This window comes from Azospirillum sp. BE72 (assembly GCF_031455875.1).
In the GTDB taxonomy this organism is placed as follows: Bacteria; Pseudomonadota; Alphaproteobacteria; order Azospirillales; family Azospirillaceae; genus Azospirillum.
Map to the genome: position 1 here is coordinate 351,751 of NZ_JAVDTO010000001.1, position 20,705 is coordinate 372,455.

The window sequence follows — 20,705 nt, forward strand, 5'->3', positions numbered from 1 at the left end:
GCCCATTCGCAAAAGTCCTAGCTCCCTCCCCTGCGAAGCGGGGGAGGGTCGGGGTGGGGGCAACCGACGCTGGGACTTCACGCCTCCGCCAGCAGGTCGTCGGAATCCTCGACCCGCTTCAGCATCGACTGGCGCAGTTTCAGCAGCGCCCGATGCTCCAACTGGCGCACGCGTTCCTTGCTGACGCCCAGTTCGCGGCCCAACTCCTCCAGCGTGGCGCCTTCCTCGCGCAGCCGGCGTTCGCGGATGATGGTGCGTTCGCGCGGGCTCAGTTCGCTCAACGCCTCCGCCAGCCATTGCGAGCGGGTGTTGGAGTCGCGCATGCCGATCACCACATCCTCCGGCGAGGGGCGCTGGTCGGCCAGGAAATCCTGCCAGTCATCGTCGGAGCCATCGGCCACCGGCGTGTTCAGCGACTGGTCGGAGCCGGACAGCCGCATCTCCATCGCCTCGACCTCGGCCACATCGACATTCAGTTCGCCCGCGATCCACTCGCGGCCTTCCCTGGTCAGCGGCGCACCGCTGCCGTTCCGGGTGGCGCTGTCGATCTTGGCGCGCAGGCGGCGCAGGTTGAAGAACAGCGATTTCTGCGCGGCGGTGGTGCCGGTCCGCACGATCGACCAGTTGCGCAGGATGTAGTCCTGCATGGCCGAGCGGATCCACCAGGCGGCGTAGGTGGAGAAACGCACCTCGCGGTCGGGCTCGAAGCGGCTGGCCGCCTGCATCAGGCCGACATTGCCCTCCTGGACGAGATCGCCCATCGGCAGACCGTAGTTGCGGAAACGCGACGCGGTGGCCACCACCAGACGGGTATAGGCCCGAACCAGCTGATGCAGGGCGCGTTCGTCGTTGCCCTCGCGCCATTTTCGGGCGAGTTCGAATTCATGGTCGCGCGACAGCAACGGTTCGCGCATGGATGCCTTGATGAAGCTCAGATTTGCACGCTGAGTCTCCGGATCGTCGATGTAAGCCATCCGTCCCTTCCTTCCCGTCTGGGCGGCATCGTGTTCCTTTGCATATCCCCGTACTATGGGTCTTCGCCGCTTTGCCGCCTGCCCCCGGTCGATGCCGTCGGGTTAAACAACAAGCATGAGCGCGCCCTGTTGCGGAATCATACGCAGGTGTAGGAACAACGGATCACAAGGGATGGATGATTTTTGCCGGAGGCCTATTCCATGGCATTCCGGAGGGTGGCGGGAGCGGTATGCGGGGACAGGATGGACGGGCGGAAAGTGGACGGGCGGAAGGTCTGGGCTGGACCTAAGGGTGGGTCACACCTGGAAAAGGTCCAGCATTTCGCCGAAAGAATCGAAGCAGGCGCAAACGAGGTGCCCACCGCGGCCGCAGCCGCCGTCCAGCGTCACCGTCACCGGGCCGACATTCACGCTGGGGTCTTCGGGCGACCAGAGAGGGTTGTAGCCGCGCACGAGGCGGCGGAAATTGCCATAGGGCTGCTCCAGCCGGGCGAAGGCGGCGCCGCCCCACCAGAAGGCATCGCCCTGACCCGTCAGCGGACGCCGCGGGTCGATGCCGGCGCTGACCAGAAGCAGGCTGCCGCCGCCCCGGCTGCTGGCGCCGGGAGTTGCGTCATCCGTCCCGTCGCCGCCCGGGGTTCCAATCGGGCTTCCGACCGGGCCGCCGGTGTAGGCGGCACGGCGCAGGGCGTTGAACAGCGCCTCGTGCCCGGGATGGGCGGCCATCGACTGGCGCAGTTCGCGCGTCCAGCGGCCGAGCATCACCGCGCCGCCGCGCGCCGCCGCCATGCCCGCCTCCAGGTTGCCGCCATAGGCCGCCAGCGTCGGCGCCACGCCCTGGCGCAGCATCCAGTCCAGGACGGTGCGGGGATCGGGAGCGAAGTGGAGTTGCTGCAACTTCTGCCACATCTCCTCCTGCTGGCCGCGGAGGTAGACGATGTCCGACGCGATCATGCCCGGCATCGCCAGCAGCGCGATGCGGAAGGCCAGAAGCCGGTCGATGGTCTCCACCACCTCGTCGCCGAAGCCGATCATGTTGCCGAGATAGACCAGCCGGTCGCCGGGGCGGAAGCGCTGGGCGATGGCATGGTGGATCACGTCCAGCCGGTCGGGCTGGGCATGGATCGCGCCGATGGCCCAGACGCGGCGCGGACGGCCGAGCGATGCGAAGCGGCTGTCGTCCTCGACGGCGGCGACGATGGTCCCGGCATGGCGGGCGGGATGACCAAGGCGCGGCGGCAGACCCAAACTCGATCCCCTTCGACGTCGTTCGCGAAGCCGGTGTCAGCGGCCCGTCCGGTGGTGCCGGCAAGTGCCGGGGCCGGAAGGCGGCGGGGAGTTTAGGCGTGTCATGCCGCCGAAACAAAGGTGAAAAAACGAGACGGGCGCGCGGCTTGACGTAGCAGCCGCGCGCCCGTTCGTGTCACGGACGGATTTTCGGGACGTATCCCGGTCCGGCGTCAGGCCGCCTTGGACAGCACCGACTCCAGACGCTCCGTCGCCTTGGTCTCGTCGATCTTCTCGACGGCAGCCAGTTCGCGGGCCAGACGCTCCAGGGCGGCCTGATAGATCTGGCGCTCGCTGTAGGACTGGTCGGACTGGTCGGCGCCGCGGTACAGGTCGCGCACCACCTCGGCGATGGACACCGGGTCGCCGGAGTTGATCTTGGCCTCATACTCCTGGGCGCGGCGGCTCCACATGGTGCGGCGGACGCGCGAACGGCCCTGCAGGGTCTCCAGCGCGACCTTGATGCGGTCCTTGGAGGACAGGCGGCGCAGGCCGGCGTTGCGGGCCTTGGTGACGGGAACCTTGAGCGTCATCCGCTCTTTCTCGAACGTGATCGCGTAGAGTTGAACCTCGAGTCCGGCGATGCTGTGGGTCTCGATCCCTTCGACCCGACCGACGCCATGAGCCGGATAAACGACGAAGTCACCGGCTTCGAAGTCAAGCTTGTTCGACATTTGGATTGGCTCTCACTTCTCGCGATCACGCCATTTTGCCGTCCCGGTGGAAGGGACGAAAAAGGACCCCGGACAGTTATGGCGCCGTGGGGATGGGGCCCATCCACGACGATCACAAAAGCCACGAGTCCTTGAGCGAAGGGAAAACCGGCAATGGCGCGGAGGCCGGCTTCGGGCGCGCATTATAGCGATGTTACGGCCGAGTTACAAAGGGAACGCGCAAGCACCCGGGCGGAAATCGTCCATCGCCCGGCCATGGCCGACCCGTCGATTTTGCATGGCAACATCGGCGGGTGCAATCGGTTGATGCGGCCCGACTCGGAAGAGTCGCGGGTTTCCCCTGGGGGAAGCCCGGCGAGCCGGGCCGCATCCGCTGGTCTGGTCTCAGCCGCCCGCCTTGGGCGAGAAGAACTTCTCGAACTTGCCGTCCACGCCCTTGAACTCGTCGGCGTCCGCCGGCGCGTCCTTCTTGCGGGTGATGTTCGGCCACTGGCCCGAATAGTCGCGGTTCAGCTCCAGCCACTTGGTCGCGCGGTCGTCGGTGTCGGGGACGATCGCCTCGGCCGGGCATTCCGGCTCGCACACGCCGCAGTCGATGCACTCGTCGGGGTGGATGACCAGCATGTTCTCACCCTCGTAGAAGCAATCCACGGGGCAGACTTCGACGCAGTCGGTGTACTTGCACTTGATGCAGCCGTCGGTGACGACGTAGGGCATGATCTCTTCTCCGCTGTTCCGGCCTGCGGTGTCGGCCGCGCGTCGCTGTTCCGGTATCGCCCGAAAGGGCGGATCGAAGCCGTTTCCAAAAGGTCACGCGCGTGGCACCGGGCCGGATGGCCAACCCGCGCCTGCCTAGCACGCCGCCGACAAGCCGTTCAACCCTGCGCGTGATGTGGGCGACCCTGTCGCACCACCAATGGCGTCATTTACGGGGGCGCCGTCCGACACCGCCGCCAGGAAGGCGCGCAGGCTGCCCGTCTCGATGGAATCGGCGCGGCGGACGAATTGGGTGGGCATGCGCGCCAGCGCGTCGGGCAGCGGCCGGGCCGCCAGCAACTCGCGCCAGGGATCGCGCTCCACCACCGACCGCGGCATCACCGTCACCCCCATGCCGGCGCCGACGCAGCCCAGGATGGCGTCGAGCGCACCGAACTCCATGACGCGGAAGGGCACGCGTCCGGCCTCGCGCATCGCCATCTCGGCCCGGCCGCGATAGGCGCAGGCGCGGCCGAAGACGATCAGGGTGCGCCGCGCGCTGTCGGTGGTCAGGCCGGCGGCGGGTTCGGCCAGCACCAACTCCTCGTCGAAGATGCGTCGGGCTATCAGGTCGGGATGCTCCACCGCGCCGCCGACGAAGGCGCCGTCCAGCCGCCCGGCCAGCACCTCGGCCAGCAGGGTCTCGGTCGGGCCGGGGGCGATGGTCAGCTCCACGTCGGGATGGTCGCGGTGGAAGCGGGCCAGGATCGGCGGCAACCGCACCGCGGCGGTCGATTCCATGCTGCCCACCGCCAGCCGCCCGCCGCGCCCGGCGGCCTCCGCCACCGCGTCGCGGGCCTGGGCGACCAGCCGCAGCACCCGGTCGGCATAGCCGGCCAGCACGCGCCCGGCCGGCGTCGGCTCCATCCCGCGGCTGAGACGCAGGAACAGGTCGACGCCCAAATCCTCCTCCAGCCGCTTGACCCGCGCGGTGACGTTGGACTGCACGCAGTTCAGCGCCTCGGCCGCCCGGCTGACGCTGCCGGTATCGGCCACCGCCTTCACCACCCGCAAACCGGCGAGATCCATCGCGACGCCTCCTGCCCGCTGCTCCCATGCCAGCGCATGGCACCCATCACTGGAAGTGGAGCTTATCATCAGAACAATTCATTGGAAATGAGGGTGGGGCCGCAGCCATGATGGGCGATCAAATCAATCGGCCAGCCGAACCTTTTCTTCCAAATGAGCCGGCCGAAAACCGAGAGGGCGTGGATCATGGTTCGGGTGCTGGTCGGCGGCGTGATCGGGCTTGCCATCGCGATGGGGGTTGCGCGCTTCGCCTTCACCCCGATCCTGCCGGCGATGCAGGCGGCCACCGGGTTGGAGGCCGACGGCGCCGGGCTGCTCGCCTCGCTGAACTATCTGGGATATTTCGTCGGCGCGCTGGGGATGGGTCTCGTGCCGCATGGCGCCGCGCGCACCGCCGTGTTCCGGCTGTCGCTGCTGCTCAGCGTCGCCATCACCGCGGCGATGGGGCTCGACCTGGGCGATGCCGGACAGGCGATGCCGGTCTGGCTGGTCCTGCGCTTCCTGTCGGGGGTGTCGAGCGCGGGCATCTTCATCCTGGGCATCGCCATGGTGCTGGACACGCTGGCACGCCAGGGTGGGGAACGCTTCGCCGGCTGGCTCTACACCGGGGTGGGGCTCGGCATCGCTTCGTCGGGGCTGTTCGTGGCGCTGTTCGGCGGGCGGCTGGGCTGGGCCGGCGACTGGCTGGCGCTGGGGGCGATCTGCGCGGTGCTGGGGCTGCTGCCCGGCCTCTGGGTGCGCGATCCGGCGCCGCAGACGCAGGCCGCCGCGGCCGGGACGGCGGGGAACGCCGCCGCGGCGCGGGTGGGCGGGCTGTCGGCCCCGCTTCTGCTGCTGACTCTGGCCTATTTCCTGGAGGGCGGCGGCTACATCGTGTCAGCCACCTTCCTGGTGTCGATCCTGAAGACCGATCCCGGCACCGCCGCGGTGGGCGAGGCGGCCTGGATGGTGGCCGGGCTGGGGGCGATCGGCGCCGGGGTGTTCTGGGCCGCGGTCGCCCGGCGGACCGGCAGCTGGTGGGCGCTGATCCTGGCGCACCTGACGCAGGCCGTCACCATCCTGCTGCCGATGACCGGTTCGCCGACGGTCGCCGTCATCTCCGCCCTGCTGTTCGGCGGCACCTTCGTCGGCATCGTGTCGCAAGCCTTCGCATTGGGGCGGCAGCTGTCGGCCGGCGCCTCGGCAAAGGTGGTGGGAGCGCTGACCGCCGCCTATGGGCTTGGCCAGATCATCGGGCCGCTGCCCGCCGGGCTGGTGGTGACGCACACCGGCAGCTTCAACGCAGCGCTGTTGGGGGCCGCCGCCGCCGTGCTGCTCGGCGCGCTGCTGCTAGCGGCCGGCATGGTGATCGCCGGGCGGCGGTCGTCGGCAGGGCCGACGCTGGCGGCCTCCAATGCTTCGCCCAATGCTTCGTAAGTATTCGTAAGGTTTGCCTGCGACAATCGGCGCCGCGCCCGCAGCAATGCCGCTGTTCTCCCGGATCGTCCGCTTTGGCTACAGTCTGGCCCACAACAACCAGACCCCGGGGGATTCCATGAAACGCAAGCTGGTTCCGGACGTCGTGAAGGCGCAGGAACTGATCCTGGTGCCGGAGGATACCTCCGTCGCCACCGTGTCGAAGATGATGGCCGACAAGAACATCGGCGCGGTGCTGGTGGTGAACCATGGCGCGCTGATCGGCATCGTCACCGAGCGCGACCTGAACAACAAGGTCCTGTCGAAGGATCTCGACCCGTCGGCGGTGGAGGTGGGGACGGTGATGACCCGCAACCCGGACAGCCTGCCGCCCGACGCCGACGCGGTCGATGCGCTGAAGCTGATGCACGACAAGCATTACCGCCACCTGCCCATCACCCAGGGCAAGCGCGCGGTCGGCATCGTGTCGATCCGCGACCTGTTCAAGGTCGCCTACGAGCACATGATGGCCGAACGCGCCGAGGCGTGATGGAGGAAGGGGGCGCCGCGCCAAGCGCGTGCGCCCTTGACCTCAATGCGTCCTCAATTCCCGGCGTTCGCCTTGCGCCGCGCCAGCAGGTTCAGCGCCTCCACCAGGGTGGAGAAGGCGATGGCGAAGTACAGGTAGCCCTTGGGGATGTGGAAGCCCAGGCCGTCCGCCACCAGCGCCACGCCGACCAGCAGCAGGAAGGACAGGGCCAGCATCTTCACCGTGACGTGACGGTTGACGAAGTCGCCGACCGGGCCGGAGGCGAACAGCATCACCGCCATGGCGATGACCACGGCCGCGACCATCACCGGCAGATGGTCGGACATGCCGACGGCGGTGATGACGCTGTCGAGCGAGAAGACGATGTCCAGGAACATGATCTGGATGACCACCGAGGTGAAGGTGGCGTGCTTCGGCGCCGTGCCTCCCTCCTCATGGCCTTCGACCGTGTGGTGGATCTCCAGCGTGCCCTTGGCCAGCAGGAACAGGCCGCCCAGGACCAGGATCAGGTCGCGGCCCGACACATCCCATCCGGCGACGGTGAACAGCGGCTGGGTCAGCTGCGCCACCCAGGCGATGGAGGCGAGCAGGGCCAGGCGCGTCAGCAGCGCCAGCGCCAGACCGACTTGGCGGGCGCGTTGCTGCTGTTCGGGCGGCAGCTTCGACGCCATGATCGAGATGAAGATGATGTTGTCGATGCCCAGCACGATCTCCAACGCGGTCAACGTCAGAAGGCTGGCCCAGACATTCGGGTCTGCGAGCAGGTCGAGCATGAAGAAGCGGGGCTCCGGCGGTCGGTGGGCGCTGTCAGGGGAATGTGCGCCGGCACCGCAAGGCGCCAGCGTGACCGCGCGCAGATGAGGTCGCTTCCCGCCCGCTGCAAGAGGGGCGGGAGCAATTTCGCCGCAGGAATTCGGTTATAGCCGCTCCGGCAGAGATGGGAGGCCGGGGGGCCGACGCAAGTGGGCTGATGCGGGGGCCGTTCAGGATCCGAAGGCCCGGTGCCCCCAGGCCGCAGCCTCCGTCCGGTTGGTCTCCCTCCGTCCGTTGTCGGTCCTGCCGGCCTCCATCCGGGGTGTCCAGGCGCGGCGACGCACCGCCATCTGCAGGCGGCAATCCTGAGAACAGTAGCGCGGCGCCGGGCCACGGGCGGACGCGCGGACGAACGGCCTGCCGCAGCAGGCGCAATAGAGAGTGGTCATGGTCGTTTCCTCCGAAACGGGCGGCCGTTTGCCGGCCTTGCCCCCGCGCCGCGGGATTGAACGTCCCCGCAGCCTTGCTGATGCGTTGGCTGTATTGTGTCCAGGGGGTGCGGGCGCTGCCAGCGTTCAAAGGGCATAAGCCGCGGGAGAGGAAAGTATTCGATTCGGAAAATCCGAGCAGAGGCAGCGGCTTAGATGATATTGCGCGTCAATTCGCCGCGTCGTGTCTGTCGGGGGGCGGCATGGCCGTCCCGGCGGTCACCGACATCTGAAGCCGCAGCGGTTGAAGGCCGCATCGGTTGAAGATTGTCGGCAAGGATATCTGGCCATGGTATTTGTTTGGGGCGCGAACTTTGCGCGTCGCGTGCGGAACCCGCGGGGGCGGTGACGGGTTCTTCCCTTGCGGGGATTCGCGCGTCAGGCGCGGGACCGACTGATCGGGGGACTTGCGATGATCGACGCCATCCGCACACGCCGACGCGACCTTGCCGAGGACCTCCCGCCGGGCGGTTCCGGCAGCAGCGTCCCCATCGATTTCCAGCGGCTGGAACGGCTTCGCCGCCTGTCCCGGCTGATGGACAGCCGCTGGCGCATTCCCTTCACCCGCATCCCCATCGGGCTGGACGGCATCGCCAGCATCGTGCCGGTGGCGGGGGATACCGCGACCGCCGTGGTCTCCGCCTACATCATCATGGAAGCGGCCCGCTTCGACCTGCCCAAGGCGCTGCTGGCCCGCATGGCCTTCAACGTCGCGCTGGACTGGGCGGCCGGGTCGATCCCGGTGGTGGGGACCGTGTTCGACATCGCCTTCAAGGCCAACCGGGCCAACCTGAACCTTCTGCACGAGCATCTGGAGCAGCGTCTGGCCGCAGCCGCAGCCGGGGCGAAGCGCTGAAAGCACCGGCCCCTGCGGTCTTGACGTGGATCAAGGCGGGGGTGGGGTGGCTGCGGCACTCTGTCGCTCATGAACGCCATCACCGCCCTGGCCGTACAGCCGGCCCCCGCCAATCCGTCCCATTCCCATGGTGTCGATGCCGCGCTGCTCGCCAAGTATGACGGGCTGCGGGTGCCGCGCTACACCAGCTACCCGACTGCGCCGCACTTCACGCCCGAGGTGAACGGCGACGTCTATGGCGGCTGGCTGGAGGCGATCGATCCCGCGCGCTCCGGGTCGCTCTACCTGCATGTGCCCTTCTGCCAGAAGATGTGCTGGTACTGCGGCTGCCACACCAAGATCGTCGCGCGCTATGAGCCGATCGCCGAGTATCTCGGCCATATGCGGCGCGAGATCGCCATGGTGGCCGACCGAATTCCCGGCCGGCTGGCAGTGCGCCACATCCATTTCGGCGGCGGCACCCCGACCATGATGGCGCCCGGCGATTTCGAGGCGATGATCGCGCTGCTGCGCACCCGCTTCGATGTCGCCGCCGATGCGGAGCTGGCTGTGGAGATCGACCCCCGCACCCTGACGGCGGAGATGGCGGCGGCACTGGGCCGCGCCGGGGTCAACCGCGCCTCGCTGGGCGTGCAGGATTTCGACGAGACGGTGCAGCAGGCGATCAACCGCGTCCAGCCGCGCGCCGTGACCGAACAGGCGCTGGCTTGGCTGAAGGAGGCCGGCATCACCAGCGTCAACCTCGACCTGATGTACGGCCTGCCGCACCAGTCGGTGGAGAGCGTCGCCCGCTCCGCCGAGATCGCGCTGGAGATGGTGCCCGACCGGCTGTCGGTCTTCGGCTACGCCCATGTGCCGTGGATGAAGACCCATCAGAAGAAGATCGACGAATCCGTGCTGGCCGGCTCGCTCGGCCGCTGGGAGCAGTTCGCCGCCATCGGCGAAACGCTGGCCGCCGCCGGCTACAGCGCCATCGGTCTCGACCATTTCGCCCGTCCCGGCGACGAACTGGCGGTGCAGCAGGAGGAAGGGCGGCTGGGCCGCAACTTCCAGGGCTACACCACCGACGATGCCGAGGTCCTGCTGGGCTTCGGCTCCTCCTCCATCGGCGCGCTGCCGCAGGGCTATGTGCAGAACGCCGTGCCCTTCGACCACTATGCCGCCGCCGTCGAGGAAGGCCGCCTGCCCACCGGCAAGGGCATCGCGCTGACCACGGACGACAAGGTGCGGCGCGACCTGATCATGCGGCTGATGTGCGACCTGTCGGTCGACACCGCCGCCATCGCCCGTGCCCACGGGTTGGCCGAGTCCGCCTTCGACGCCGAGCTGGAGGGCATGGCCGATCTGGTCGCCGACGGCGTCGCGGTGGTGGAGGGCCGGCGCGTCCATGTGCCGGAGAGCGCCCGCCCCCTGATGCGCATCGTCGCCGCCCGCTTCGACACCCACCTGTCCAAGGGCGCCGGCCGGCACAGCCGGGCAGTTTAAGGGCCGGACAGTTTGAGGGCCGGGCGCTCTGACGGGCGCTCTTCAAAAGAAAAGGCGGCCGGCGCCACCCGCCGACCGCCTTCTCCCGTGCCGCGCATCCGAACCCACACGTCTACGCGGCAACCTCGTCGATGCCCTGTATCGAAGTCCGCTCTGCGACATGGCCGCCCGGCCGGTGTCGGAGATGTCCCGATTGTCGAGATACGCAGGCCGGGGGTGAACTCCTGCGCACCGGCTCCGGGGTCGGCCGCCCCAAAAAGCGCATAGCGATCCTGGTTGCGCTGCGGTGGCGAAAAGGAGCCCGCCTCCTGTATGGTCGCGCCGAAGGCCCCGGCGGCCTTTTCCTGCCTTCACCCTGCCCCCTCCAAGGTGAGCGATGATCCGGCGTTTGCGTACCCTTCCGCTGATGGTGGCTCTGGTCACGCTGACGGTTCCCGGCTGCATGCCGTACCAGCGCGTTCCCAACCCCCCGACCGTGCGCACCGCGCCCGACAGCGGGGCCGGGCTGGAGCCGATGTATGGGGAATGGCAGGTGGACAGGTCGACCCCGGTCTATGCAAAGCCCGCCGCCGGGTCGGGCGTCGTCGCCACGCTGGGCGCCGGGCAGGCGGTCAGCACGCTGGGCCGGGTGCGCAACAGCGATTGGGTGGCGGTGAAGGCCGGCGGCTCCACCGCCTATGTCCGGCTGCACCTGCTCAGCCTGAAGGGCAACACGCCGCGCGGCAGCCGCGGCACCTCCACCACCCTGGAAAAGCCCGTCGACAATGCCGGTCCGACCATCAAGGCGGCACCGCGCGGCAAGATCGGCGCCACCCCCATCGCCAACTGACCCGAGCGATCTGAGTCCCGGCACATCCGGTCCCAGAACGAGACAGGAGTCGCAGACTCCCCCTCGACAAGGCTCCATGATAGAACATATCAGGAACATATGCCTGCCGAGCGGAGCCGAGTCATGTCCACCCTGCCGTCCCCTTCCGTGCCTGCGGACTCTGTGCCGCGCGACCGTGCCGGCGTGCTGGCCGACCTGCGCGCGCGCATCCGGCGGATCGAGGGAGCGGGCGGTGAGGGCGGGTGGACGCTGCCGTTCGGGGTGGAGGCCATCGACGCGCATCTGCCCGACGGCGGCTTGCCGCTGGGCTGCCTGCATGCGGTGACGGCGGAGGATCCGGGGGCGGGCACCGGCTTCGCCGCCACTCTGCTGGGCCGGCTGGCGACGCCGAAGGCTCCGGCATTGTGGATCCTGCGGGGACGCGACCTCTATGCGCCGGGTCTGGCGGCCTATGGGCTGACACCGGACCGGCTGGTGGCGGTGCGGGCGGTACGGGCGGTCGATGCGCTGTGGGCGATGGAGGAGGCGCTGCGCTGTTCCGCCCTGTCGGCGGTGCTGGGCGAGTTGGAGGGGCTGGACCTCACCGCCAGCCGGCGGCTGCAGTTGGCCGCCGAGTCGTCGGGGGTGACCGGTTTCCTTCTGGATCTCGGCGCAGGTATGTCGAGCCGCAGGAGCGGAAGGCCGGAGGGGCTCAGCGCCGCGGTGACCCGCTGGCGGCTGGATGCTGCACCCAGCCAGGATGAGGAGGAGGATAGGGCCCCGCGCCCGGCCGGAGGCCTGCCGGGATTGGGAGCGCCGCGCTGGTCCGTCGCGCTGGAACGCTGCCGTGGCGGCCGTCCGGGCCGCTGGACCCTCATCCGCGAGGAGGAGGGCTGGCGCGACACCGGAGATCCCGACACCGGAGAGCCCAGGGCCGGAAACCGGTGGCAGATGTCCGACACCCGACAGTCAAGCCGGGAAAGCGGCCTGTCGGGTCACCGCCCGGCTGCCGCCGGCCGGTGAGTGCCGTCAGGAGGTGCCGCTCAGTAGTCGGTCGCCCAATCGGGCTCGCGGCGGGCGGCCTGTTCCGAGTCGTCGGGCTCGGTCATCCAGCGCGGGTCGTCAGCGTCCAGCGGCGCGTAGAGCGGCAGCTGGCGGGCGAATTCCGCCGTGTCGGCATCGCGGCGCTGCTTCAGCAGGCGGTCGGCAAGGTGGGCGGGCAGCATGGCAGGTCTCCTTCTGAGCGCCGGATGGCACCGCGGATCAGCCTGACAAAGGCCGGTCCTGGCCCACCCGTCGTCCTGTTTGCCTGGATATTAACTACGCAAGTTCCAGGCCAGCTGTTAAGCGCGTCACACGAGGTCCATGACACACGAATAAGTCTCTACAAACGGTTTATACGAAGCCACTTTGAACCCAGATGAACCGGTATGACACGGGGTGTGGTTGGGGGGATCTGTCGTACATGCCGTGGCGGCGGTCACCGTTCGGTTGGCAGCCGTCGCTCTGCGAGTGAGATGTGTTTCCTTCCGCGCCATTCCAACCCATATTCGCGGCCAATCCTCTTCAAGGAATGCGTACCTCCCATGCACAGCGCCCCCGCCCCCGAATCTTGCCCCAACTGCCTAAAACCTAATCACCTGTGCATTTGCGAGGCAGTGCAGCCGATCGACAACGGCGTGTTCCTGCTGATCCTGCAGCACCCGCAGGAGAAGCGGGAGAATCTCGGCACCGCCCAGATCGCCCATCTGCAGTTCGCCAATTCGATGGTGAAGGTCGGGCTGAGCTGGCCGGGGCTGAAGCGCATCCTGGGGCGCGAGGTCGATCCCAAGCGCTGGGGCGTGCTGTATCTCGGCCCGGTGAAGGAGGGCGGCGCCCCGCGGGCCGAGGTGGCGGTGGTCGACAAGAACGGCCAGCCGCTCCGCGACAGCGCCGAGATCCTGGACGATCTGGAGGGCGTCATCGTCCTGGACGGCACCTGGAGCCAGGCCAAGACCCTGTGGTGGCGCAATGCCTGGCTGCTGAAGTGCCGCCGCATCGTGCTGAACCCGCAGTTCCGCTCGCTCTACGGGCAGGCGCGCAAGGAGCCGCGGCGCGACAGCGTCTCCACCCTGGAGGCCGGCGCCTTCCTGCTGTCGCGGCTGGAGGGCGATCAGGCGATCCTCGACACTGCGCTGAAGCCCTTCTCCCTGCTGCTGAAGAAGCTGCGCCAGCCCCGTCCGCGCCCTGCGCAGCCCCCGCGCGACGACGCGGGTGGCAGTGCGGATGGCGGTGATGCGGATGGCGCTGATGGAGGCGGGGAGGACTGATCTCCTTCGGCGCATCTCTTTATCAGTCGGTCGCGCCGCTGCAACGAACCGGCGGCTCGGCCGTTGATGATGGATGAGAGGGCCGGTACCGGACCGGCCGCGACATCCATCAGAGCGAAGGAAGGAGACGCGCCATGAAAGGCATCCTGCTGTGGCTGGTCGGCATTCCGATCCCAATCATCATCCTGCTGTACCTGTTCAACGTGTTCTGATCGGGCTTATCCGGGCGAAGTGGCCCGTATACGAACGGTTGCCGGGTTGACGGGGGCGCGGCGCGGGGTGCCAAATGCGGCCCCCAGCCCCGCGCCTTCCCCTTATCCGCAATCGAACGAGAGAATGATGGCCAGCGATTTCGTTCCCTTCGGCCTGACCGTCTGCGGTCTCAGCGAGCTTTGCAATTTCGGCGGCGGCAAGGTCAGCCATGTGCTGTCCATCCTCGATCCCGAGATGACCGAGCCGAGCGACTTCGGCGATTACGGCGAGCATGAGCGGCTGGAACTGCGCTTCCACGACATCATCGAGCCGACCCGCGGCCAGATCGCGCCCGAACGTTCGGACGTGGAGCGCATCCTGGCCTTCGGCCGCGACCTTCTGGCCGAACCGGTGGACTGCCGCCATCTGCTGGTCCACTGCCATGCCGGCGTGTCGCGCTCCACCGCCGCCCTGACCATGATCCTGGCCCAGGCCCAGCCCGACCGCCCGGCCGCCGACGCGGTCGCCGCCGTGGTCGCCATCCGCGCCCAGACCTGGCCCAACCTGCGCATGACCGAATTCGCCGACGACATCCTCGGCCGCCGGGGCGAACTGGTCGCCGCCGTGCGCCAGCGGCACTTCACATTGGGCAAGCAGCGCCCCGAACTGGTCCAGTTCATGATCGACAACGGCCGCGTCCGCGAGGTTGAGGATTTGATCGACTGAGGGCTGTACCCACCGCAGGGGCGGATCACCGCAAGACGATGATCCGCCCATGTGGGGTATGCGGGGATTGTGTTAAACTGACCGGATGGAACGGCGGCGGTGTCGAAGGTCCGGGCAGTGGAACTTATGGTAACTGAGAAGACTCCGAAGCAGGACGGCATGGCGATCGCGTTGGAGCGCATCGCCGAGGAAGCGGAGCAGCGGACCGGTCGGCTGAGCCTGCGGAACCTGGAGCTGGAATGGCTGCCGGAGGAGCTGTTCGCCCTGACACATCTCCAAGAATTGGATTTGGGGGCGGATTGGTGGAACGATTATGTTGGTAACAAGATTTGTGCCCAGCAACATAGGTTTTCATCTTTCGGATTTCTCAGGACTTTAATAATTAATGCGTCGGACATCGCTGATTTGGTTCTGTTCGATGGTCTGACTGGTTTGCAGCAGTTGGATTGTTCCAGAACGTCTGTGAGTGACCTATCCCCGCTCAGAGGTCAGAGCGGCTTGCAGCAGTTGGACTGTTCCGACACGTCTGTGAGTGACCTATCCCCGCTCAGCGGTCTGAGCGGCTTGCAGCAGTTGGACTGTTCCCACACGTCTGTGAGCGACCTGTCCCCACTCGGCGGTCTGACCAGCTTGCAGGAGTTGGACTGTTCCGTCACGTCTGTGAACGACCTGTCGCCACTCAGCGGGCTGAATGGCTTGCAGGAGTTGGACTGTTCCCACACGTCTGTGAGCGACCTGTCGCCACTCGGCGGTCTGAGCAGCTTGCAGGAGTTGGACTGTTCCGTCACGTCTATGAACGACCTGTCGCCACTCAGCGGGCTGAATGGCTTGCAGCAGTTGAACTGTTCCCACACGTCTGTGAGCGACCTGTCCCCGCTCAGGGGTCTGAATGGCTTACAGCAGTTGGTCTGTATCGGCACGTCTGTGAGCGACCTGTCCCCGCTCAGGGGTCTGAATGGCTTGCAGCAGTTGGTCTGTATCGGCACGTCTGTGAGCGACCTGTCCCCGCTCAGGGGTCTGAATGGCTTGCAGGAGTTGGACTGTTCCGACACGTCTGTGAACGACCTGTCGCCACTCGGCGGGCTGAATGGCTTGCAGCAGTTGAACTGTTCCCACACGTCTGTGAGCGACCTGTCCCCGCTCAGGGGTCTGAATGGCTTGCAGCAGTTGGACTGTACCGGCACGTCTGTGAACGACCTGTCGCCACTCGGCGGTCTGAGCAGTTTGCAGCAGTTGAACTGTTCCAACACGTCTGTGAGCGACTTGTCCCCGCTCAGCGGTCTGAGCAGCCTGAAGCGATTGTATCTTTGGAATGTAGAAATTCCCGGCATTCCCACGGCTGGGGTCTTGTCTCAGAGCCGTTTTAACAACTGCCTGGATCGGCTGCGTGCCCATTGGGCGGACCTAGCGGCCGGTGAGGAGGCCGTCCCAACGGTGAAGCTGCTGCTGCTCGGCAATGGCCGGGTCGGCAAGACGCAGATCGCCCGGAAACTGGCCGGCTTGCCGTTCGAGTCCGATTCGGTCTCGACCCACGGCATCCGGATCGGGCGGATTGATCTGGACGGGGGGTCGCAGATCCGTCTGCATGTCTGGGATTTCGGCGGCCAGGACATCTATCACGGCGCGCATGCGCTGTTCCTGAGCAGCCCGGCCTTGCTGGCCGTGGTGTGGGCGCGCGAGGTCGAAGACGAGCCGACCCATGAGTATGGCGGGCTCGAGTTCCGCAACCAACCGCTGCCTTATTGGTTGGCGGTGGCGCATCACCATGGGCACCGCTACAGCCCGCGACTGGTGATCCAGACCCGGTGCGAGCGTAAGGAGCAGGAGGAGGCCCGTCCCCCCGCCCCGGACGCGTTGCTCAATGCCCCGGACCGCTACTGCGACATCCTGAAGGTCAGCGCCCAGACCGGACGGCGTTTCGATGCCCTCAAGGAGTGTCTGCGCGATGCCGTCGACTGGATGCGCGATCCAGAACGGCTAGGGGTGGCGAAGGTCGGTGCCGGTCGTTTGCGGGTCCAGCGCCGGCTGGAGCAGATGCGGGACGAGGACGAAGCCCGCCCGCCCGCCGAACGGCGCCACCGCCTGCTGACCATGGAGGCGTTCACGGCCATCTGTGCCGAGAAGGACGACGTGTCCTCGCCGGAGGCTCTGCTGGTGTGGCTGGACGCCGAGGGCACCGTGTTCCATCGGCCCGGCCTGTTCCACAACCATGTCGTGCTGGACCAGAATTGGGCGCTGGAGGCGATCTATGCCGTCTTCGACCGCGACCGCGGTGCCTTGCAGCAGATCCGCAACAACAACGGCCGCTTCACCCGCGACCTGCTCGACCGGCTGGTGTGGGCGGACCATCTGCCGGCCGACCGGGAACTGTTCATCAGCATGATGCTGTCCTGCGGCATCTGTTTCAAACACCGCGAGATCCCGGACGGACGGGAGCGGGTCGTGGAATACATTGCCCCCGACCTGCTGCCGGCGGAGGACAGCGTCCGCGACGACCTGGGCGGGCTGTGGGATGAGGACCTGCCGACGGAGCAGGCGGTTTTCCGCTATCCCCTGCTGCATGACGGCCTGATCCGCACCATCATGGCGGAGATCGGCGAAAAGGCCGGCGACCGCGCGCTCTACTGGAAGGGCGGGCTCTGCGGCTATGAGAAGACCTGCGGCAGCCGCCTGCGCATCGAACAGGTGCCGACCGGTCCCGAGTCCTGGCAGGGCGAAATCCGGGTGCGGACCCAGAAGGGTCAGGCCGCCCTGCTGCTCGACCGCCTGATCGAGGTCGTCGAGCGGGCGCAAAGCCGCATCGGCCTGCGGGCCGGGGATGTGGACCATCCCAAGCCCAGCAAACCCGAACGGGAGGAAACACCCTTGGTTTTCGACAAGCCGCCGCAGCAGGAAACCGCGCCTGCCGGCCCCAACTGGTATGTTTCCTATGCCTGGGGTGACGACAGTCCGGAAGGCAGGGAGCACACGACATTCATCGATGATCTGTGCGCGAAGGCCAAAGAGCGTGGGCGCATCATCCGGCGCGACAAGGAAGAATTGAGGGTCGGCGATAGCCTTACCGCCTTCATGCGCCGGATCGGTGGGGGCGACCGCATCTTCGTGATTCTCAGTGACCGTTACCTGCGCTCGCCCAACTGCATGTTCGAATTGAGCGAGATATGGCGGACCAGCCGATTCGAGGGCGCGGCCTTCCTCGACCGTGTTCGGGTCTATGTTACGCCCGACGTATCGCTACGAGCAGCGAAAGACCGGGCCAAGTGGGCGATCCATTGGAAAAAAGAATATGACGAACTGAACGACATTGCCCAAGCCCATGGACCGACCGCATTGGGCGAGGACGGCAACGCCGAACTGCGCCGGATGCAGACCTACTACCTCAATGTCGCCGATATCCTGGCGACGATGAACAGCATCCTGCGGCCGGGCAATCTTGAGGAGCTGCTGGCCTACGGCTTCGACGATCCGCCGGCCTGACGCTCCGCCTCACCGCAGCGGGTAGGTCACCACGTCGACCGAGGTTTCGGCCACCGTGCCGGCGATGTCCACGGCGGTGCCGGCGAGGCTGGCAGCGCCGCTGGCCACGCCGGTGACGGCGCCGCAGCCGACCAGCGGACCGCCGAGCAGCAGCAGGGCGGCGAGGGGGAGAAGGCGGTGCCTGATGGGGCGGCGGGACATGCTGTCCTCCAGGGACGAGAGCGCAAAAACGAAATCGGTGGGAATTGCAGCACGCAATCCCCACCGATTCGTTAATTCAGGCTTTTAGCGCAAAGGCCGCTTTGTCCCCGCCGCTCAGAACTCCTTCCAGTCGTCGTCGTCGCTGACGCTGTGCTTCAGCACCGGGACCGCCGTCGCCGTGCCGCGCGCCGGGGCGTCGGTGCGGGCCGCAGGCTTGGCCGCGACATGGCCGTGGGCGGTGCCGGCGCCGCGGGCGGCAGGCTTCGCCGCCGGCTTGGCGGCCGTAGCGCGGGCCGCGGCCTGGGTGGAGGTCTGGGCCGGGGGGCGGCGGGTGGTCGGGGCGGAGTAGGCGCCGGTCATGGCATGGGGTGCCGCGGCATAGCCGGAACCGACGGCCTGATCGAACTTGAAGAAGCCGACCAGCGCCTTCAGGTCGCCGGCCTGACCGCTCATCGCCTGGGCGGCGGCGGTGGTCTCCTCCACCAGGGCGGCGTTCTTCTGCGTCATCTCGTCCATGTTGGCGACGGTCGAGTTGATCTCGTCCAGCGCCGTCGCCTGCTCGGCCGAGGCCGAGGCCATCTCGGCGATCAGGGTCGCCACCTGCTGCACGCCCGACACGATGCCCTGGAGCGCGTCGCCGGCCTTGCTGACCAGATCGACACCGTCCTTGACCTGCGCGTCGCTGTCCAGGATCAGCCCCTTGATCTCCTTCGACGCCTGGGCGGAGCGCTGGGCGAGCTGCCGCACCTCCTGCGCCACCACGGCGAAGCCGCGTCCGGCATCGCCGGCCCGCGCAGCCTCGACCGCCGCGTTCAGCGCCAGCAGGTTGGTCTGGAAGGCGATCTCGTCGATCACCCCGATGATGTCGGTGATCTTGCGGCTGGATTCCTCGATCCGGCGCATCGCCTCGATGGCGGAACCGGCGACGCCGCCGCCCGACTCGGCGGAGCCGCGGGCCTGGGTCGCCATCACGTTGGCGCGCTGTGCATTGTCGGCGTTGGAGCGCACGGTCGCCCCCAGCTCTTCCATGCTGGCCGCGGTCTCTTCCAGCGAGGAGGCCTGCTGCTCGGTCCGGTCGGCGAGGTCGGAGGAGCCGAGGGACACCTCGGCGGCGGCGGCGGCGATGGTCTCGGCCGCCTGGGTGATCTGGCCGACGATCTCGGCCAGCCGAGTGGAGGTGGCGTTGACGTCGGTCTTCACCCGCTCGAAGGCGCCCTGGTAGTCGCGGGTAACGCGGCGGTTCAGGTCGCCCTGGGCCAGCGCGCTCAGCACCTCGCCCAGGTCGGCGATGACCGCCTCCACCGTGTCGGTCAGGCGGTTGATGCCCTCCGACATGGTCTTGTAGAAGCCGTCCTTGCCGGCCAGATCGATGCGGCGTTCCAGGTCGCCCTTCGACACGGCGTCGATCAGGGTGGCGATCTCCTCGCCGATGGCCTGCTCGCGGGCGCGCTGGGCCTCGGCGGCGCGGCGTTCGGCCTCCAGCCGTTCGCGCTCGGCCTCGTCCATCCGCTTCTTCTCGACGGCGTTCTCCTTGAACACCAGGACCGCCTTGGCCATACGGCCGATCTCATCGCGGTTCTCCAGGGCGGGAACGTCGACGGCGAGGTTGCCGGCGGCCAACTCCGTCATCGTGCCGGTCATCTGGACAACCGGACGGACGATGGAACGTGCGGTGACCAGGGCGATCAGGATGCCGATGGCGAAGGCGCCGACCGCCATGCCGATCAGCAGGGTGGTGGTGCGCTCCATGTCGGTCTGCGCGCCGGTCAGCACCGCCTTGCGCGCGTCGGTCTGGGAGGCGACGGTCTTCTCCACCAGTTCGCCGAACTCCTCCGCCTCCTTCACCATGGTGACGAAGGCCAGCGTCTGGGCATCGCCGACGGCGGTGACGACGCGCTTGAAGCTGTCCAGGTAACGGCTTGCGGTCTGCACCGCATCCTCGGCGGCGCGCTTCTGCGCCGGGTCGGTCAGACGGACGGTCAGTGCGGTCGCGGTCTTGATGAACGCCTCTACGCGGGTGCGCACCTCCTCCTCGGCCTTTGCCGTCGGGTCGGTCAGGAAGCGCTGGGCGCTGAGGCGGGCGAGGATCAGCGATTCCTGCGCCTGGCCGGCATAGGCGGAGGATTCGAAGTCGCCGGCGGCGATCCCGCCGGCCATCACTTGGCTCAGGCCCTCGCGCGCCTTGACGCCCAGCGGCACCAGCTCGTCCGACACCAGCCGGTCACGCTGCTCGCGCAGCTTCACCAGCTGGGCGAAGTTGGCGCTGTAGCTGTCGACCTTCTGCGACATGCGGGCGATGAGGGCGCGGCGCCCTTCATCCAGCGTGGCGTCCCGCGAGGTCCGCAGCATTTCGGACAAGGTCCTTTGCTGCGCCTGGATCGGCGCGACCAGGGCGTTGTTCCCGGAGAAGGAGTAGTTGACCACGTTGCGCCGCATGTTCGCGACAAGGCTGTCGATGTCCGAGATTTTGATCGAGTTGTCGGAGATCGACGCATAACGGGTGAAGCCTTCCTCCACCGTCCACAGCGACCGGACGCCCAGTGCGGCCACCAGGGTGAGAAGGGCGAGGATCAGAAGGAAACCCACCTGGATGCGGGTGCCCACCTTGAATCGGCCGGCGAAACTGGCGTTCTGCATGGTCAAATGCCTTGGTCTGCGGTGCGGATCGAACGCGATACGCCCGGCAGGGTAGAGGAAGATGGTTTCCAGTCCGTTGCCATGGCGACAGGAAATGCACCGCAGGCT

Annotated in this window: 19 protein-coding genes; 9 read left to right on the forward strand and 10 right to left on the reverse strand. The window is 67.5% G+C overall.

The window, feature by feature from the left end; genetic code table 11:
• Positions 1 to 77: 77 nt before the first annotated feature.
• From J2Y49_RS01735 to J2Y49_RS01755, 5 genes are all read right to left on the reverse strand, one after another.
• Positions 78 to 974 carry an RNA polymerase factor sigma-32 gene (locus J2Y49_RS01735; RefSeq protein ID WP_310111461.1) on the reverse strand — a complete coding sequence of 299 codons (897 nt, stop codon included), beginning with the start codon at positions 972 to 974 and terminating at the stop codon, positions 78 to 80.
• Between the two features lie 297 nt (positions 975 to 1,271).
• Entirely contained in the window at positions 1,272 to 2,222 is a 951-nt protein-coding gene (locus J2Y49_RS01740) for a hypothetical protein (RefSeq protein ID WP_310111465.1), read from the reverse strand.
• Between the two features lie 212 nt (positions 2,223 to 2,434).
• Complete coding sequence (locus J2Y49_RS01745; protein ID WP_014248912.1) at positions 2,435 to 2,935, reverse strand: CarD family transcriptional regulator; 501 nt, start codon at positions 2,933 to 2,935, stop codon at positions 2,435 to 2,437.
• A gap of 384 nt (positions 2,936 to 3,319) precedes the next feature.
• Complete coding sequence (fdxA, locus tag J2Y49_RS01750) at positions 3,320 to 3,652, reverse strand: ferredoxin FdxA (RefSeq protein ID WP_042693590.1); 333 nt, start codon at positions 3,650 to 3,652, stop codon at positions 3,320 to 3,322.
• A 135-nt stretch (positions 3,653 to 3,787) separates the two neighbouring features.
• Complete coding sequence (locus J2Y49_RS01755) at positions 3,788 to 4,720, reverse strand: LysR substrate-binding domain-containing protein (protein ID WP_310111479.1); 933 nt, start codon at positions 4,718 to 4,720, stop codon at positions 3,788 to 3,790.
• 186 nt (positions 4,721 to 4,906) lie between these two features.
• On the opposite strand from J2Y49_RS01755, the gene J2Y49_RS01760 reads away from it, so the two are divergent.
• Complete coding sequence (locus J2Y49_RS01760) at positions 4,907 to 6,136, forward strand: YbfB/YjiJ family MFS transporter (RefSeq protein ID WP_310111482.1); 1,230 nt, start codon at positions 4,907 to 4,909, stop codon at positions 6,134 to 6,136.
• Positions 6,137 to 6,254: 118 nt separating this feature from the next.
• Complete coding sequence (locus J2Y49_RS01765) at positions 6,255 to 6,665, forward strand: CBS domain-containing protein (RefSeq protein ID WP_310111485.1); 411 nt, start codon at positions 6,255 to 6,257, stop codon at positions 6,663 to 6,665.
• Positions 6,666 to 6,718: 53 nt separating this feature from the next.
• Here J2Y49_RS01765 and J2Y49_RS01770 read toward each other — a convergent pair whose 3' ends face one another.
• Both J2Y49_RS01770 and J2Y49_RS01775 read right to left on the reverse strand, forming a co-directional pair.
• Positions 6,719 to 7,438: a TerC family protein gene (locus tag J2Y49_RS01770; protein ID WP_310111489.1), complete on the reverse strand. Its 720-nt coding sequence runs from the start codon at positions 7,436 to 7,438 to the stop codon at positions 6,719 to 6,721.
• A gap of 210 nt (positions 7,439 to 7,648) precedes the next feature.
• Positions 7,649 to 7,867, reverse strand: a complete 219-nt coding sequence (locus tag J2Y49_RS01775; RefSeq protein WP_310111492.1) for a hypothetical protein — start codon at positions 7,865 to 7,867, stop codon at positions 7,649 to 7,651.
• 451 nt (positions 7,868 to 8,318) lie between these two features.
• On the opposite strand from J2Y49_RS01775, the gene J2Y49_RS01780 reads away from it, so the two are divergent.
• The 4 genes from J2Y49_RS01780 to J2Y49_RS01795 all read left to right on the forward strand — a co-directional run bounded on the left by J2Y49_RS01780 (position 8,319) and on the right by J2Y49_RS01795 (position 12,078).
• A complete protein-coding gene (locus tag J2Y49_RS01780; protein WP_310111495.1) occupies positions 8,319 to 8,762 on the forward strand; it encodes a DUF4112 domain-containing protein in 444 nt (147 codons plus the stop codon).
• Positions 8,763 to 8,831: 69 nt separating this feature from the next.
• Positions 8,832 to 10,247 (forward strand): oxygen-independent coproporphyrinogen III oxidase, encoded by a 1,416-nt coding sequence (hemN, locus tag J2Y49_RS01785; protein ID WP_310111497.1) that lies wholly within the window; start codon positions 8,832 to 8,834, stop codon positions 10,245 to 10,247.
• A gap of 376 nt (positions 10,248 to 10,623) precedes the next feature.
• Entirely contained in the window at positions 10,624 to 11,076 is a 453-nt protein-coding gene (locus J2Y49_RS01790) for an SH3 domain-containing protein (protein WP_310111500.1), read from the forward strand.
• Positions 11,077 to 11,199: 123 nt separating this feature from the next.
• Positions 11,200 to 12,078 (forward strand): hypothetical protein, encoded by an 879-nt coding sequence (locus J2Y49_RS01795; RefSeq protein WP_310111502.1) that lies wholly within the window; start codon positions 11,200 to 11,202, stop codon positions 12,076 to 12,078.
• Positions 12,079 to 12,098: 20 nt separating this feature from the next.
• On the opposite strand, the gene J2Y49_RS01800 is transcribed toward J2Y49_RS01795, so the two are convergent.
• Entirely contained in the window at positions 12,099 to 12,281 is a 183-nt protein-coding gene (locus J2Y49_RS01800; RefSeq protein ID WP_194909887.1) for a hypothetical protein, read from the reverse strand.
• A 432-nt stretch (positions 12,282 to 12,713) separates the two neighbouring features.
• Between J2Y49_RS01800 and J2Y49_RS01805 the strand changes: the two genes are divergently transcribed.
• From J2Y49_RS01805 to J2Y49_RS01815, 3 genes are all read left to right on the forward strand, one after another.
• The gene (locus tag J2Y49_RS01805) at positions 12,714 to 13,364 is read left to right on the forward strand and encodes a tRNA-uridine aminocarboxypropyltransferase (RefSeq protein ID WP_310111507.1); all 651 of its coding nucleotides are present in this window, start codon (positions 12,714 to 12,716) and stop codon (positions 13,362 to 13,364) included.
• Positions 13,365 to 13,703: 339 nt separating this feature from the next.
• On the forward strand, positions 13,704 to 14,282 hold the full coding sequence (locus tag J2Y49_RS01810; RefSeq protein WP_310111509.1) for a protein-tyrosine-phosphatase: 579 nt from the start codon (positions 13,704 to 13,706) through the stop codon (positions 14,280 to 14,282).
• 159 nt (positions 14,283 to 14,441) lie between these two features.
• Positions 14,442 to 17,759 carry a leucine-rich repeat domain-containing protein gene (locus J2Y49_RS01815; protein WP_310111511.1) on the forward strand — a complete coding sequence of 1,106 codons (3,318 nt, stop codon included), beginning with the start codon at positions 14,442 to 14,444 and terminating at the stop codon, positions 17,757 to 17,759.
• Between the two features lie 9 nt (positions 17,760 to 17,768).
• On the opposite strand, the gene J2Y49_RS01820 is transcribed toward J2Y49_RS01815, so the two are convergent.
• Together J2Y49_RS01820 and J2Y49_RS01825 are read right to left on the reverse strand one after the other, a co-directional pair.
• Positions 17,769 to 17,960: a hypothetical protein gene (locus J2Y49_RS01820; RefSeq protein WP_310111513.1), complete on the reverse strand. Its 192-nt coding sequence runs from the start codon at positions 17,958 to 17,960 to the stop codon at positions 17,769 to 17,771.
• 114 nt (positions 17,961 to 18,074) lie between these two features.
• Positions 18,075 to 20,597, reverse strand: coding sequence for a methyl-accepting chemotaxis protein (locus J2Y49_RS01825; protein ID WP_310111515.1), 2,523 nt, complete (start codon positions 20,595 to 20,597; stop codon positions 18,075 to 18,077).
• Positions 20,598 to 20,705: the final 108 nt, after the last annotated feature.